The sequence below is a fragment of the Peribacillus sp. R9-11 genome (genome assembly GCF_031345095.1).
Classification (GTDB): Bacteria; Bacillota; Bacilli; order Bacillales; family DSM-1321; genus Peribacillus; species Peribacillus butanolivorans.
On record NZ_CP133763.1, the window covers coordinates 4,717,839 to 4,733,019 of the forward strand.

Below are 15,181 nucleotides of genomic sequence, written 5' to 3' on the forward strand. Positions count from 1 at the left end.
CCAAGATAAAAATGGCAATAGAAAATCTAAGCTCTGAATGATGGTTCGGGAGCTATATGAGGGATCTTTTCTGTTTTAAAGAGGGCTTAAATAAAAAATTATTTAGGTTTTATCAATAAAAAAAGCAGATTTTCCTACGTGGAATGAACCCGTTTTTTTGGATTTCATCTCATTAAACAAACACGTGTAGCCAGTCACTGTTATCCGTTAGTTGTGCTGTAAAACCTCGAAGGTTGACTTGTTTGTTGAAGTTAAAAAGACTGGGCAAGACGGAATCCAAGGTCGTCTATACAAAATGACGGATGGCTACGTCGACGACACGAAGCCCCACAACCCCTGGCCTCTTCAGCCCAGCTACCCCCTCGGAAAATTCGGTAGGAGCCGTACACTTGTTCATCATATAAATCCCAACACCACTCCCAAACATTCCCTAACATATCATACAGACCCCATATATTCGGTTCCTTTCTTCCTACTTCATGGATCTTGCCTCCTGAATTTTCGTTATACCAGGCAATCTTATCAAGCTCTCCGTATCTATAACCAGTAGTCCCTGCTTTACATGCATATTGCCACTCTGCTTCTGAAGGAAGTCGATAACCGTTTGATTCCCAATCACAAATAATGTTTTCACCATCATTACTTATAGAATAACACTCTTTCAGTCCAGCTTTCTGTGACAGTAGATTACAAAAAGAAATTGCATCATTCCAAGAAATATTCACAACCGGTTTTAGATCTCCGTCAAAAGAATTAGGTGATTTATTTGTAATAGCATAGTATAGACCCATAGTTACAGGATACCGGGCAAGAAGAAACGGTCTTATTTCAGCTTTCCATTTGCTTTTTATTCTATCGTCTCTTAATTCTATTTCTCCCCCTGGAATTTTTACCATAGGATAGTCAATATAACTCTTTATTTTATTAGACACTCTACCTTCCTCCTAATGATCTTGATTTTATAACCTTATTTCATCTTTTCTTAATCCTAATCTCATTATTTCAACTCCTTTAAATATTAAATTCACTCTTTCACTAAGAAATTCCTTCTTAAACTAACCTCCTAGTTCATTAAGGAAAACCAAAATCAAATCGGTACATCTTTTTTATAAACAGTACGACTTAATTTTAAAACTACACTTAAACACATGACAAAACCCCACCTGTTTCCATTTAGCAACTGGTGGGGTTTCTATTTGGCTTCTACATCTACATCAACCGGGAGGTCCATCTTGTGCAATCACGCCCTTTCATTTAAATGGCTAATTTACTGTATTCATCCAACTGATCTTTGGTTAAATTTTTGATGAAGTGGTCGAAGTTGATCGACTCCATTTCATACCTTTCACAAATCTTTAAATAACTTTCATAGGCTTTATCATAAATGTTCATCATCTGATTCCTCCTTCTGTTATATAACAATAAATTTAACTTATAAATAATATATAACAACGTCATTTTATTGTCAATATTATTTTCTGAAAATTCTAAATAAGCATCCTTCCCTTTAGTATTTCCCCCATTGTTCTTCGCTAACCGTCTACTTTAAAAAAAGCCTGACACAGCTCTTCAATTGGATAATTTGCCTTCAATGGGTAAAGTAGTATTATGAATGCCCCCCTTTGTGTAGCTTTAAAATAAAGTTTGCTTAAATTAACGCTTTTAACCTGGATATAAAAACAAATATGAAGAGCATGTTTTGAAAATAGATTAATCAAAACATGCCCTTATTAATTGGATTTATTCTTTTATAAAAAAGATTGATCATTATTGTGTTCCTTCATGAATGAACTAACGCACCAGTTAGTTCAACAAGGATTTACTCTGTGTAAATAATTCCTACTAACTTCGACTTATTGTACAAAAAACTAAAAAAGGTTCGTGGTATCTAATGATAAAAGGAAATAGTTATATTCTTGTTTTCACTGTGCTTGTCTCTTTAATAATAATACTTGTTTCAACTACACCAATAATAATTTAAATTTCTTTTATCAATCCCATATCCAAAAAAGAACTACCCCAGCTATAAAAAGAATAGGGAATATAATGATTAATACTCCTATCGTTGCAAATCCACTACCCTCACTTATTCCATAGAGAGTAACGACTATCTTGAAAATAAAGGGGCTATTACGAACATTGTAGTTATCCCCCAAATGCTGTACTTCAATCTACAAACAATAAGACTTAATTTTGAACTACCCACCACTTATCGACCTTACGGTCTGATTGAAGTGGGGGATTCCTAAGAACATTAGCCTATCGGCCAATTTTTAATTAGGCTCCTCCCGTAGTTCCTACGGTTAGAAGCCTTATGGCTTCATTCATTAGATTGAGTCCTGCGTTAATATCTCGATCGTGGTGAGTAGTACAAAAAGGACAATCCCATTCACGAAGATTCAGATGTTTAACGTCTTTATTTTGGTAACCGCAGCTAGAACACAATTGGCTAGAAGCAAACGTTTTAGATACGGTCACGATTTGTTTACCATACCATTTTGCTTTGTATTCCAACATTTTTTTGAATTGGTACCAAGATACTTCACTAATAGCTTTAGCTAGTTTGTGATTTTTCATCATATTCGACACTTGCAAGTCTTCCATTCCAATCACATCGTGGTTTTTGATGATTTCGGTAGAAACTTTATGTAAGTAATCCATTCGGGCATTTGAAATTTTTTCGTGTAGGATAGCCACTTTTCGTTTTTGTTTTTGATAGTTTTTGGCTTCAGCCAATGGTTTATTTTGATTCAAGGCTATTTCTTGTCGCCTTGAAAGAATCCGTTGTGCTCTCGCCCTTCACACGCTTGAAGAGGGAGTCTTCTGGCGGGAAATGATAAATTATCAAAATCCACAATAAACGAAATAGAGTTGATTCTACTGTATTGTAGAATCAACTCTATTTTTAATTTCTGACTAATCAACATTAAAATTTGACATAGACTTTATAAAAAGTTTGATCATTTTTTCTATGCACTTACAAATCTATTTATTTATATGACTCATAGCTTGTCCATTAAAGACCTAGCAATATTAAAACACTTAAACAAGTTTTTTCAAACATAAAATACTGCTTTTAAACTGAATCAGCAAGCTTCTAATAAAAGGAATCAACTATTTGGAATGGCTGCATAAAAACCAAATTCTATAAGAAACATAGACTACTTTCAATAAATGCAATTTTAACACGAGAACCGGATATTACCTTTCACATCTTTCTTTTTGTTTTAAATTTCAATAAAAGAGAGAAGTATTGGCATATAGCGATGAGGCGCCGCCAGAGTGTACAAATAGTATATTATCATCCGGCTTAAAGGTGCCTTTTTGTATTAAATCAATGAGTCCCGCTACCGCTTTACCCGTATATACGGGATCTAATAAAATCCCTTCTGTTCTTGCCATGAGTTTGACAGCTTCCACCATTTCTGGCGTAGGTAAAGCATAGCCAGGTCCGACATACTCATCAAAACACATAACAGCCTCACGAGGGATTGAATTTGGAATGCCGATGTGTGTTGAAGTTTCTTTAACAAGCTGAAAAACTTTCTCTTCTTGTTCAGCTTTTCCTCTGCTTACGTTTATTCCAATTACCGATATTCCACTTTGATTTCCATGAAATCCGGTCACCAAACCAGCATGCATTCCCCCACTGCCGCTTACACAAACGACTGACTTCATATCGATTCCTTGATTAAATGACTGTGCCAAAATTTCCTGAGCGCAAGCAGCATATCCCGTTGCACCAATCACATTGGATCCCCCGACTGGTATTATGTAAGGTCGATTCCCTTTCTCCGTTACCTCATTAGCTACTTTCTGCATTTCTTGCATTAAGTCCGCTCCATTAGGCACAATTTTGATTTCTTCAGCGCCCAATAAATGATATAAAAAATAGTTACCGTTAAAATCTGGCTCCGGACTTTCTGAAAGGCCTTCTTCCAACACAAGGATGCACTTCATTTTCTCTTTAACTGCAGCGGCTAGTGTTAAGCGGCAATGATTTGATTGAATGCCTCCACATGTAATTAACGTATCCGCACCTTTTTCCATTGCATCGGCAACAAGGAACTCTAGTTTTCTTGTTTTATTTCCCCCAGCCGTCAGACCCAGTAAATCATCTCGTTTAAGATAAATGGATGGGCCCCCAAGAACTTCAGAAAAATGATGTAATTTCTCAATAGGTGTATCGGTTGGTGTATATCGTCGTCTAGGGAATTGTGCTAAATTCATATTAAATCTCCTCCATATTTCTCTGTTTAAGACTAACCATATGTAAAATAAAGAAAAGAGAATTTCATTCTAACATTCTCTTTTCAATTATTATTATTAAATCATAGCAATGGCTTCGATTTCAATCATAGCATCTTTAGGCAAACGAGCAACTTCAATCGCACTTCTAGCTGGATAATTATCTGTAAAAAATTCTCCATATACATGATTCATCGTGGCAAAGTGACTCATATCACTTAAAAAAACCGTTGTTTTTATTACCTGCTGTAAGCTTGCTCCCGCCGCTTCCACAACCTTCTTAAGATTCTCCAATGACACCCTTGTTTGCTCCTCAATATTATCAGGCATTTCTCCAGTTTCAGGATAAATTGGAAGCTGCCCTGAAGTATACACTACATTTCCTACTTTAATGGCTTGTGAATAAGGACCGATAGCCTTGGGGGCTTCTTTGGTTATGATTGTTTCTTTTAACATATAAAACACCTCTTTTTTTTGTAATCCTATTTATACGGAATTGAATTTAATTTCCCTTTGAATAAAACGCTTACATTTAATTACAGCCTTACCTCTTATTCTTTGCGCTCAAAATCACACTCCATAAGCGGAACTATTTTTGTTTTCTTAATGATTTTATAACCAAGCCAGAGAAGCAAGAAAATAGGAAGACCAATGTACGTCGCTATAATTTCTGCCCAGCTAATTTGATGTCCAGAAAAAAGTGTCTGCCCAAAAATGAAAACCACAAAAAATAACAGCGTGATAACCGGGCCCAACGGGTACCATTTGGCTTTAAACGGCAATTCATTTAGATCTCTGCCTTGAGCTACATATGCCTTACGGAAGCGGTAATGACTAACGGCAATCCCGAACCATTTGATAAATCCGGTAAGGGCTGAAGCATTTACCAACCAAATAAACACTGAACCATTTCCAAAAAGGGAAGCTAAAAAAGAGGCAAGTCCTATAATAGCAGTTGTACAAAGGGCCAACATGGGAATTCCCTTCCTGTTAAGCCGTGCAAAGATTCGTGGTGCCTTTCCTTCTTTCGCCAGTGCCCATAGCATACGTGAAGAAGCATACATTGCTGAATTTGCTGCTGATAAAACAGATGTAAGCAGCACGGCATTCATGACGGAAGCGGCAAATGCCAACCCAGCTCTCTGAAGAACAAGCGTGAAGGGGCTGATAGATACATTTTGAACGCCGGATTTAAGCAGGTTTGGATCCGTATAAGGGATAATCAAACCGATAACAAAAATCGTCAACACGTAGAAAATAAGGATTCGCCAGAAGATTGACCGAATCGCTTTCGGTACATTTTTCGATGGATTTTCGGTTTCACCGGCTGCCGTCGCAATAACCTCAGTTCCCTGGAACGCAAAGCCCGCGATGAGCACTACACTAAAGATAGATACAAGCCCGCCATTGAAAGGAGCATCTCCATGGGTAAAGTTACTGAACCCGACCGAATGTCCTCCCATAATTCCAAAAATCATAGCAACCCCAATAACGAGAAATACGATGATCGAGATGACCTTAATACCAGCAAACCAGTATTCACTTTCCCCATATGCCTTGACTGATAAGACATTTAACATTAGCAACAAACCCAAAAATAGTGCGCTCCACAAGATAGAAGGTGAGTCCGGAAACCAATACTTCATAATAAGAGTAGAGGCCACCAAATCTGCAGGAACCGTTATCGCGGTTGTATACCAATAGTTCCAACCTAACGCAAAGCCTAACGCAGGATCAATATACTTTGAGGCATAGATATCAAAGGCCCCCGGGACCGGTAAGAAGGCCGATAGCTCTCCTAAACTATTCATGACAAAATAGACCATGATTCCTACCAGAATGTATGCTGCTAGCGCTCCTCCCGGCCCCGCAGTGCTAATCGTCGATCCGCTGGATACAAACAATCCTGTACCAATAGCGCCACCAATAGCCATCATCGTTAAATGTCTGGGTTTCAGCTTCCTTTGTAAGGATGCTTTTGAATTTCGCTCTTCTAGGGTGTTGCTTATCTCTGCTTCTAATTTCCCCATAGTGTATCCCCCTTCAATTTGTATGCAAGGCTCATCTGGCTGTTCTTTTAAAAAATCTCTTTATTGATTATTTTTAGAACTTTCAGTCATTTAACAAAATACCTCTACCTTCTGCTTTTGCCCTGACCCCTCTCAAATCCAGGCGAGAAAATGATATATATGCACTCTCCCGCTTTAATTTTAAGTAACTATTAATTGAGAAAAATAGATATTTTTTATGAAGTTAACATAATTTATATTTTTCCAACTTGCGATAAAGAGTAGAAAGGCTAATCTGTAGTTCCCGGGCAATTTGTTCTTTATCATGCCGATATTTTTCAGCTAAGAAATAGCTCTGGATTACGTCTTTTTCATATTCTGAAATCATTTGTTCTAAACTTAATCCGCTACTCTCCACAGTGAGATGATCCTGTTGAAACAGATAGTCAGGTAAATCATGGAAGGAGACGGTATCTGATTCAGCCATATTTGCCATATATTCTACGGCGTTTTCCAACTGCCGTATATTCCCCGGCCAATCATAGCGTATAAGCCATCGCTCCAGCATTGGGTCCAGTCTCAAGGGGTGCCTTTGCATGATCTTACAATGTTTATGCATGAAATGTTCAAGATACAAAGCGATATCATCACGCCGCTCTCGCAAGGGTTTGGTATGTAGAGGGATGACATTGAGACGATAATATAAATCCTCGCGAAAAGTTCCGTTTCGCACCATTTCCTCCAGGTTTTGGTGAGTGGCTGCAATCACCCGTACATTAATCTCGATTGCTTTTTTTCCACCGATTCTTTCAATCTCTCTTTCTTGTAAAACCCGTAATAACTTTGGCTGCAAGAAAAGCGGCATATCTCCAATTTCATCAAGAAAAATGGTTCCGTTGTGCGCTAATTCAAATTTCCCCATTTTCCCATTCCGACTTGAGCCGGTAAATGATCCGCCCTCATAACCAAACAACTCACTTTCCAACAAGCTTTCAGGTATGGCAGCGCAATTAACTGCTACAAATGAATGCATCCGGCGTTTGCTTTCAAAATGAATCGCTTTGGCTAATAATTCCTTCCCCGTACCGCTATCTCCCCTAATCAGGACAGTGGATGGGCTGTTTATAATCCGTCTTGCTTTTTTAATAACATCTTGAAGCCCGGAATCTTTACCAAGAATGTTTTCAAAAGTAATAGATTTCGGGGGGATCGGGATATCTTCTTGTATTTTGCAACCCGGTTCTTTATCAGGGTCCAGCATTGCTAATTTATTGACTAACAATGTACTAACATTGCGTAAAAACTGGATCAGATTCTCTGATTCTATAATCATTTTCTCCTTTTGTTCATGGGAAAAACCAATCATGCCGATGACGCCAACTGGTTTGTCTTGCTTTACAATAGGAAACCCGATGGTAGCGAGTTCTTTGCATTGATTTACGAATTTACAACTCCTACACTGCGACTCATCTTTTTTCACATCATAAACCACTCCAGGCTCCCCTGTTTCCAATATCATTCTGAAAAAGGAGCCTTCCGGAGCCGTTTTGCCAATGAGATCTTTATAGTAACCAGTTCCGCTAATACGAACGCCCTTTTCATCAAGCACGGTTATATCCAGACCAAGGATTCCTGCTGTGTTCTCAGCGTAATCTTGAATAAACTGCTGCATGCCGATAAATCCTGCCATATTATCCTCCTCTGCTATAGCGGTATATGAAATAATAAAATAAATTTATTATAAAATAAATTTCTACGCATTGCACAAAGAGGAGAAAGCTTTTTCTATGCCACCCAAAGCATTTTTCAACATCGAACGCGGGCAAGCGATATTAAGTCGCATAAACCCTTCACCTTCCATACCAAAAATGTGCCCTTCATTCATTGCAACCCTTGCTTCTTGCAACATAAATTGATCCATTTCTTTAATTGAAAACCCTAATTCCCGGCAATCCAGCCAGACAAGGTATGTGCCTTCCGGCTGGATGACTTTGATTTGAGGGATGTTTTTGCTGAAGTAACTCAGAGTGAACTCCAAATTCTCCTGCAAATATTCAAGGAGCTGATCGAGCCATTCTTCTCCGTATCGGTAAGCAGCCTCTAACGCAACAACACCAAATATGTTCGGCGAACCAATGGATAATGTATTAAGTTCTCGATCATACCTATCGCGCAGTTGCTGATTTGGAATAATGATACTTGACGTCTGTACACCCATCAGGTTAAAAGTTTTGCTTGGCGCAATGCAGGTAAGAGAATGATTCGCAAACTCTTCTGATATAGAGGCAAAAGGAATGTGAGTATGTGTCTTATAAACAAAGTCAAAATGAATTTCATCTGCCACAACGAGAATGTTATGCTTCATACAAATCTGTCCCAATCTGGTCAATTCTTCTTTGCTCCATACCCTTCCGATTGGGTTATGAGGACTACACAAAATCAACATTTTTACCGTTGAATCTATCTTTGCCTCTAAATCTTCGAAATCTATGGAATAATGCCCATTTTCAAGCTTAAGCGGGTTGTTTACAATTTCACGGCCGTTCGCTTGGATCACCCGGGCAAAATGATGGTATACAGGAGGTTGGATAATTATTTTGTCACCTGCCTGCGTGAAGGACTGAATCGCCAACGATAGGGCTGGAATCACTCCTGGGCTGTGGGTAATCCATTCTTTCTCAATGGACCATCGATGTCTTCTTTTTAGCCAACCAACAATGGATTCCATATACGAGTCCGGTCTAAGCGTGTAGCCATATACACCGTGCTCCACACGTTGTTTTAATGCTTCGATGATAGGTTGTGGAGACTGAAAATCCATATCGGCCACCCACATCGGTATAACATCCTTTATGCCAAAATGATTTTCTAGATCATCCCACTTTTCGCAGGCTGTACCCAGTCGACAGATTTCTTGGTCAAAATTATATTTCATCGAGTATCTCTCCTTCTTATGTTTGTTTGCACTATGCCTCATTACTAATTTATATAAGCAATTGTCATGCCAACTCATTTCACTTATAAAATCTCCTTATTTTTATAGAGGTTCTTGGTTGAATCCCCTAATGCCGCGGTCATTATTTAAAGACCCTTTCATCCTAAGCATTACCACATTTGCAATTATGGTAAGTATTTTCGCATGGATGATAAAATTCAAAGATTTCATTTAGCATCTCTGGTGGGTCGTAACTTCTTCTGTTTATTCCATTCCTCATAACCACCTACAAGGCTTTGTACTTCTTTAAAACCATGAACTTGTAGAAGGCTTGCAGCGATGGCTGATCTTCCGCCGGTTTTGCAATAAACCAAAATTGGTTTATCATGCGGAATTTTGTGTGCCTGTTCCTGTAAATGACCAAGCATCACATGCTTCGCCTGCGGAATATGGCCTTCCTCCCATTCGCCCATGCTTCGGACATCAAGCACATATATGCGTTCTGTTTGAATAGTGCCATCTATCTGGTCCATTGTCACTTCTTCATACTTCATAACACGTGAATCAGATTCTCCTTCCTGCTCAATGATATATGGTTCCATTGTTGCAACGACACGATCCAATCCAATGGACTGGAGATCATTTATCATATCTGCCACATCAGCATTGCATGCCAGAAGATATATTGGTCGGTCATAATCCAACAGCCATCCCGCCCAAGTTACAAATGATTTGTTATAAGGGATATTAATTACCCCTCGTATATGCTTGGTGGCAAATTCACTGGCCGGACGTGTATCAATGACAATTCCCTGTTCCGTCCATTCCTGCACAATATCTATTGAAACCTCCATACAAAGTGGTGCTGCTATACTTCGAATTTGCTGCGCTCCCTCTTTATTCAACCGCTTCATCATTGAAAAATATGGGGGTGCCTCCGGCTGTCCAGCCAACAGCGCTTCTATAAAGCGATCCTCATTATCATATTGCAGTGCCCAATTTGTCCGTTTTTCATATCCAATGGTCGACGACGGGATTGCACCTAGCGCTTTTCCACAGGCACTGCCCGCTCCATGCCCCGGCCATACTTGCAGATAGTCAGGAAGGTTTTTAAACTGCTGTAAAGACCGATACATCATGCGTGCCATTTTTTCCGAGGACCCGTGCACCCCTGCGGCTTTTTCTAATAAGTCGGGACGTCCCACATCACCGACAAATACAAAATCTCCGGTAAATATGCCAAGTGGATCCTTGGTAGATGCACCCCCATCTGTTACGAGCAGCGATATATGTTCAGGTGTGTGTCCTGGTGTATGTACCACCTCAAAATTGATATTTCCAATGGAAAATACATCTCCATTTCTTAGAAAGCAGTGTTGATATTCAGTTGCGTACTCATATTTCCAGTCCGCCCCTCCTTCATCAGACAAATACAATGTGGCCCCAAGCCTTGAAGCTAGCTCCTTTGAACCAGACAAAAAATCCGCATGGATGTGTGTTTCCGTTACACCCACGATCCGCACACCATGTGCTCTTGCCGTTTTTAAGTAAGCTTCTATATTACGTGACGGATCAACAATGATCGCTTCGCCAGTAGCCTGACATCCCACAAGGTATGAAGCTTGAGCCAGTTTCTCATCATAAAAATACTTGAGTAGCATAAATCATCCTCCTTTTAAGGGCCTTGCTTACTTTTGTTTTGTTATGCCTATCAGAAATGTTTTTACATCATACCTTTAAGCATCCCGTTCCAATACATAACGGGAAGCAAGTTTTTCTTCAATACATACATACTGAACCTCTCACGGGATTGATCGATAGGAAAGGTTTCTTGCGGCTGTAAATCATAATTAAATTCAGCCAGTATAAGCCGCCCGTATCCAGTAACAAGTGGACATGATGTATAGCCGTCATATTTATGAACCATTTGTTTGGCACGCATCCGATGAAGTAAATTTTGCACAAGCACGGGTGCTTGTTTGCGAATTGCAGCCCCTGTTTTTGAAGTAGGCAAGTTTGTGCAATCCCCTATGCCAAATATATTGTCAAAGTGTTCATGCTGCAGCGTATATTTATCTACATTCAGCCAACCATTACTAGCTGCGAGGGAACTATTCTTGATAAAATCAGGGGCGCTCATCGGCGGTACCACATGAATCATGTCATATTGCATATCCACACACTCTTTTGTGTTCAGATTTTCAAATGTCGCTCGTTTCTTGTCACCATCAATTTCAATGAGATGATGCATAAAACATGTCTCGATTTCTTTCCGTTCAATTATTTTATTTAGTGCCTGTTCATATTTTTTTACATTGAAAATGGATGGGCTACCTGAAACAAAAATAACCGAAGATTGCGAGCGAACTCCTGATTTTCTGAAATAATCTTCTGCCAAATACATAATTTTTTGAGGAGCTCCACCGCATTTTACCGGCGTGTTCGGATTGGTAAAAATGGAAGTCCCCCCCTTGAAGTTTCTGATCGCCTCCCAAGTGCTATCAACATAATCATAAGAGTAATTACTACATACCCCATTCTTTCCAATACTCTCTTTTAACCCCTTGATTTCATGCCAGTTAATTTGAATCCCGGCAGCGACAACTAGATATTCGTAGTGCAGTTTCTTTCCGGATGCTGTTACAACAGCATTTTCATCTGGCTGAAATGTGGTTATCGCATCCTGTACCCACACGGCTCCGCTCGGAATAACGGATGCTTCCTCCCTTTGTGTCACAGTTTTGTCAGCTTCGCCAGCTCCCACAAGTGTCCATAATGGCTGATAATAATGTTTCGTCGCAGGGTCAATGATGGCAATGTTTCCGCTCAGAGTGCGAGATTCACGCAGGAGACGGGCTGCAACCGTAATTCCGGCACTGCCCCCTCCTACAATCAAAACTTTGTAATGTGTTTCATTCTTCATATTTGCCATTCTAATCTCCTCATCTCAATTTTATTAAGTAGCTCACCAATCTAACGCTTCAGCATTAATGATTAGCATGTAAATGGCGACCAACATTACAACACCGGAAAATACATAATGGAGCGTACGCTGCTGTTTGCTTAAGCGCACTGCCAGCCAAGCTCCAACTGTTCCGCCGACAACTCCCCCTCCAACAAATGCGAACACAATCCACCAGTTTACAAGGCCAGATAAGGTATAGCTTATAGCTGTCATAAGCCCAAATGTGCCCACAGATACCAGAGAAGATCCAATTGCTGCAATCATTGGCATCCTTGTTACAAAAATTAAACCGGGAACAATCAAAAATCCGCCGCCAATCCCGAAAAAACCGGATAACAGCCCCACTAGAATGGCCATGGTGATCAACAGTGGAAGCTTCACTTGATTTTGAAAATCATCTGCCTGACCCTTCGTTTTCTTTGGCATAACCATTTTTACAGCTATGACGATCATCAAAATGGCAAAAAGAAATAACAACTGTTTACCAGGTACCAACTTTCCGATAATCGATCCCGTATAAGCACCTAGTGCACCAGGTAGAGCAAAAGTAATCGCCGATTTCCATTGCACATGGCCGGCTCGTGCGTGTGGAATAAGGTTTGCATAGGCATTTATAGCAACGGCTGACGCTGTCGTGCCAATTACCACATGTGGATCTTTCACGCCGACAACGTAAAGCAAAAGAGGAACAGCTAGAATCGATCCACCTCCGCCGAGCAAACCAAGTACGAATCCGACAATAGTTCCTGAAAAAATGGAGAGGAGCACTTGAATAGTTGTCATTCTTTCCTGAGACTCTTACCAACAAAGCTGAGTAGTTGGTGATTCATCTCTCCCTCCTTTCTCTATTTACTCACTATTTATATAAGCAAAAACCATGCCAACTATTTTCTCCTGTAAAACCGCTTGTTTTGCACACTGAACTCTTTGGAAATTCCCAATTTTGCTATCAATATATAAAAAAAGCCTTTATCATCAAGTTTAAATTCTTCCTAGGACTAGGAACTATTTTTGCATCTGTGATAAACTCTTCAAGCTATTTCTATAAAGTGATTCTCTAACCTATCAGTTAACAAGAATTTTTCTTAGGTTTCGTATAACTGAACAAGCGTACAAGAACATTGTTAATGTGCTAGAAATGAGATAATTCACCTTTTGACATACAGATTAGAGCTATCATTCTACGTGTCATAAAGTATGCTTTTTGACAGTAGCTACAACATTGAAAAAAACCTTACATTTGTTTAAAAACGTTAGTCATGCTATTCCATTAAAGGGCCATTTAATGGAATAAGACTCTCAAACAAAACTGGATATTTATGTGACATTGTTAAGAAATGCACTTAAACTACCATGAAAATTAAACACTAATAATAAGAAAAAAGACCATATTAAATAAAACGCAAGCTTCAATTTTTTTGAAAAAGAGCAGCGCCTTATTAGATCTCCTAATAAATCGGTGGTTAGGATGCCTCTGATATATTTACGGTATATCCTAAGTTTTCTAACCTTCGGACCGAATTTCGTACAATGGAAGCTTGCTTTTGCTTATCAAAATAATCTTCGCCTAAGTCTACATACATTTCTTTCCTTGTTAAAAGATAATAAGAAATTCTTAACATGGCGTGGGCAACGACAATTCCAGCTCGTTTTCTTCCTTTTCGCGCAGCTGTCCGTCTGTATAGAGCGCCAAGATAGTTTTTGGAGGCTCCAACTGAGTGAGCAGCCTCAGTTAAAGCAGATTTTAAATATTTATTTCCCTTTTTGCCTCTGGTTGATTTCCTTTTTCCTGCACTTTCATTGTGTCCTGGTACGAGGGCGGCCCATGAACATAATCTGGCTGCACTTTCGAACTGTTTTTCAACGTCCGTTCCGATTTCAGCTAGAATTTGTTCTGCCATTCGAGTGGCAATCCCAGGTATTGAATCCAGTCGTTCTATGTTTTCTTGATACACACTAACTCTTTGGGCAACCTCTTGATCGAGGTTTTTAATCTGTTCAGTCAGAAAATCAATATGAGTTAGAATCGTTTTAAGCATCATGCGTTGATGAGGATTCACATACCCATTCAGGGCAAGGATTAAATCATCTTTTTTCTTCTTCATCGAACGTCGCGCAAGGTTTGCTAGTTTCTCAGGATCATCCTCACCAAATGCGATCGCATGAAGCATGTCCTTTGATGAAACACCCATAATATCCGATACGACAGAGCCTAATTTGATATTTGCACCTTCAAGCACCTTTTGAATTCGATTATGCTGTCTGGCTCGTTCTTCAATAATACTTCTACGATACCGAACAAGCTCACGCAATTCTCGTTGATTTCGATCAGGGATAAAGCTTGCCTTCAATAAACCATGACGAAGAAGTTGAGCGATCCACTCAGCATCCTTGACATCTGTTTTTCGACCAGGGACTGCTTTCATATGTTGTGCGTTAACAACTAAAAACTCCATTTCTTCAGCCTCAATTAAGTTCACGATAGGCTTCCAAAACACACCTGTGCTCTCCATAGCGACATGAGTGCAACCATGTGATTTAATCCAATCCATCAGTTGAATTAAAAACACCGTTTTTGTAGAAAATGTTTGAATCTCCTTTCCTTCGGGGGTCATAATGCAGGCGGTAATGTTATCTTTATGTACATCCATTCCGCATACTCGTTCAATGATTACTTCCATTGAAACCATCCTTTCTATGGCAAAAAATTAGAGGCTGGTGCAAAAACCAGAATAGGATTAATCTACCATGAGTGCTTCCCGTAAGGGAGCGACAGTCTGTGATGCACCGAGGTCGTTGGAGTCAGACTAACGGATGGGCTCTAATGGCACCATAGTTCATCGACCTTCCTCACCCAGCCATAGAATCAGTATGGACGGTTTTCCACCATTTTCATTCTCTGTGGTGCAGCGCTGGTCGTGCGCTGCATGGTTGGCTAACGGGCAGATTATCGACATAAGTTCCCTGTAACTTCCAAGCCTGGTCTGCTTGACATGACACCAATTAATGTCCTACTATAAATCG

General features: G+C 39.6%; 11 protein-coding genes and 1 pseudogene. All 12 read right to left on the reverse strand.

What is annotated here, in order from left to right:
- Window positions 1-251: 251 nt before the first annotated feature.
- The gene (locus RE409_RS22905) at window positions 252-896 is read right to left on the reverse strand and encodes a formylglycine-generating enzyme family protein (protein ID WP_201225091.1); all 645 of its coding nucleotides are present in this window, start codon (window positions 894-896) and stop codon (window positions 252-254) included.
- A 358-nt stretch (window positions 897-1,254) separates the two neighbouring features.
- On the reverse strand, window positions 1,255-1,395 hold the full coding sequence (locus RE409_RS22910) for a hypothetical protein (protein WP_201188185.1): 141 nt from the start codon (window positions 1,393-1,395) through the stop codon (window positions 1,255-1,257).
- Between the two features lie 882 nt (window positions 1,396-2,277).
- A pseudogene (locus tag RE409_RS22915) lies at window positions 2,278-2,796 on the reverse strand (RNA-guided endonuclease TnpB family protein); the annotation flags it as partial.
- A gap of 438 nt (window positions 2,797-3,234) precedes the next feature.
- Window positions 3,235-4,230 (reverse strand): D-cysteate sulfo-lyase, encoded by a 996-nt coding sequence (locus RE409_RS22920; protein WP_201186622.1) that lies wholly within the window; start codon window positions 4,228-4,230, stop codon window positions 3,235-3,237.
- A gap of 96 nt (window positions 4,231-4,326) precedes the next feature.
- Window positions 4,327-4,704, reverse strand: coding sequence for a RidA family protein (locus RE409_RS22925; RefSeq protein ID WP_201223089.1), 378 nt, complete (start codon window positions 4,702-4,704; stop codon window positions 4,327-4,329).
- A 95-nt stretch (window positions 4,705-4,799) separates the two neighbouring features.
- Window positions 4,800-6,278 carry an amino acid permease gene (locus tag RE409_RS22930; RefSeq protein WP_201223087.1) on the reverse strand — a complete coding sequence of 493 codons (1,479 nt, stop codon included), beginning with the start codon at window positions 6,276-6,278 and terminating at the stop codon, window positions 4,800-4,802.
- A gap of 223 nt (window positions 6,279-6,501) precedes the next feature.
- Entirely contained in the window at window positions 6,502-7,947 is a 1,446-nt protein-coding gene (locus tag RE409_RS22935; RefSeq protein ID WP_201186625.1) for a sigma-54 interaction domain-containing protein, read from the reverse strand.
- 63 nt (window positions 7,948-8,010) lie between these two features.
- Window positions 8,011-9,270 (reverse strand): MalY/PatB family protein, encoded by a 1,260-nt coding sequence (locus tag RE409_RS22940; RefSeq protein ID WP_309558132.1) that lies wholly within the window; start codon window positions 9,268-9,270, stop codon window positions 8,011-8,013.
- Between the two features lie 149 nt (window positions 9,271-9,419).
- The gene (locus RE409_RS22945; protein ID WP_201186626.1) at window positions 9,420-10,853 is read right to left on the reverse strand and encodes an MBL fold metallo-hydrolase; all 1,434 of its coding nucleotides are present in this window, start codon (window positions 10,851-10,853) and stop codon (window positions 9,420-9,422) included.
- A gap of 62 nt (window positions 10,854-10,915) precedes the next feature.
- Window positions 10,916-12,115: an FAD/NAD(P)-binding oxidoreductase gene (locus RE409_RS22950; protein ID WP_201225089.1), complete on the reverse strand. Its 1,200-nt coding sequence runs from the start codon at window positions 12,113-12,115 to the stop codon at window positions 10,916-10,918.
- A 42-nt stretch (window positions 12,116-12,157) separates the two neighbouring features.
- Window positions 12,158-12,940, reverse strand: a complete 783-nt coding sequence (locus RE409_RS22955; RefSeq protein WP_309558133.1) for a sulfite exporter TauE/SafE family protein — start codon at window positions 12,938-12,940, stop codon at window positions 12,158-12,160.
- Window positions 12,941-13,620: 680 nt separating this feature from the next.
- Entirely contained in the window at window positions 13,621-14,838 is a 1,218-nt protein-coding gene (locus RE409_RS22960) for an IS110 family RNA-guided transposase (protein ID WP_201249217.1), read from the reverse strand.
- Window positions 14,839-15,181: the final 343 nt, after the last annotated feature.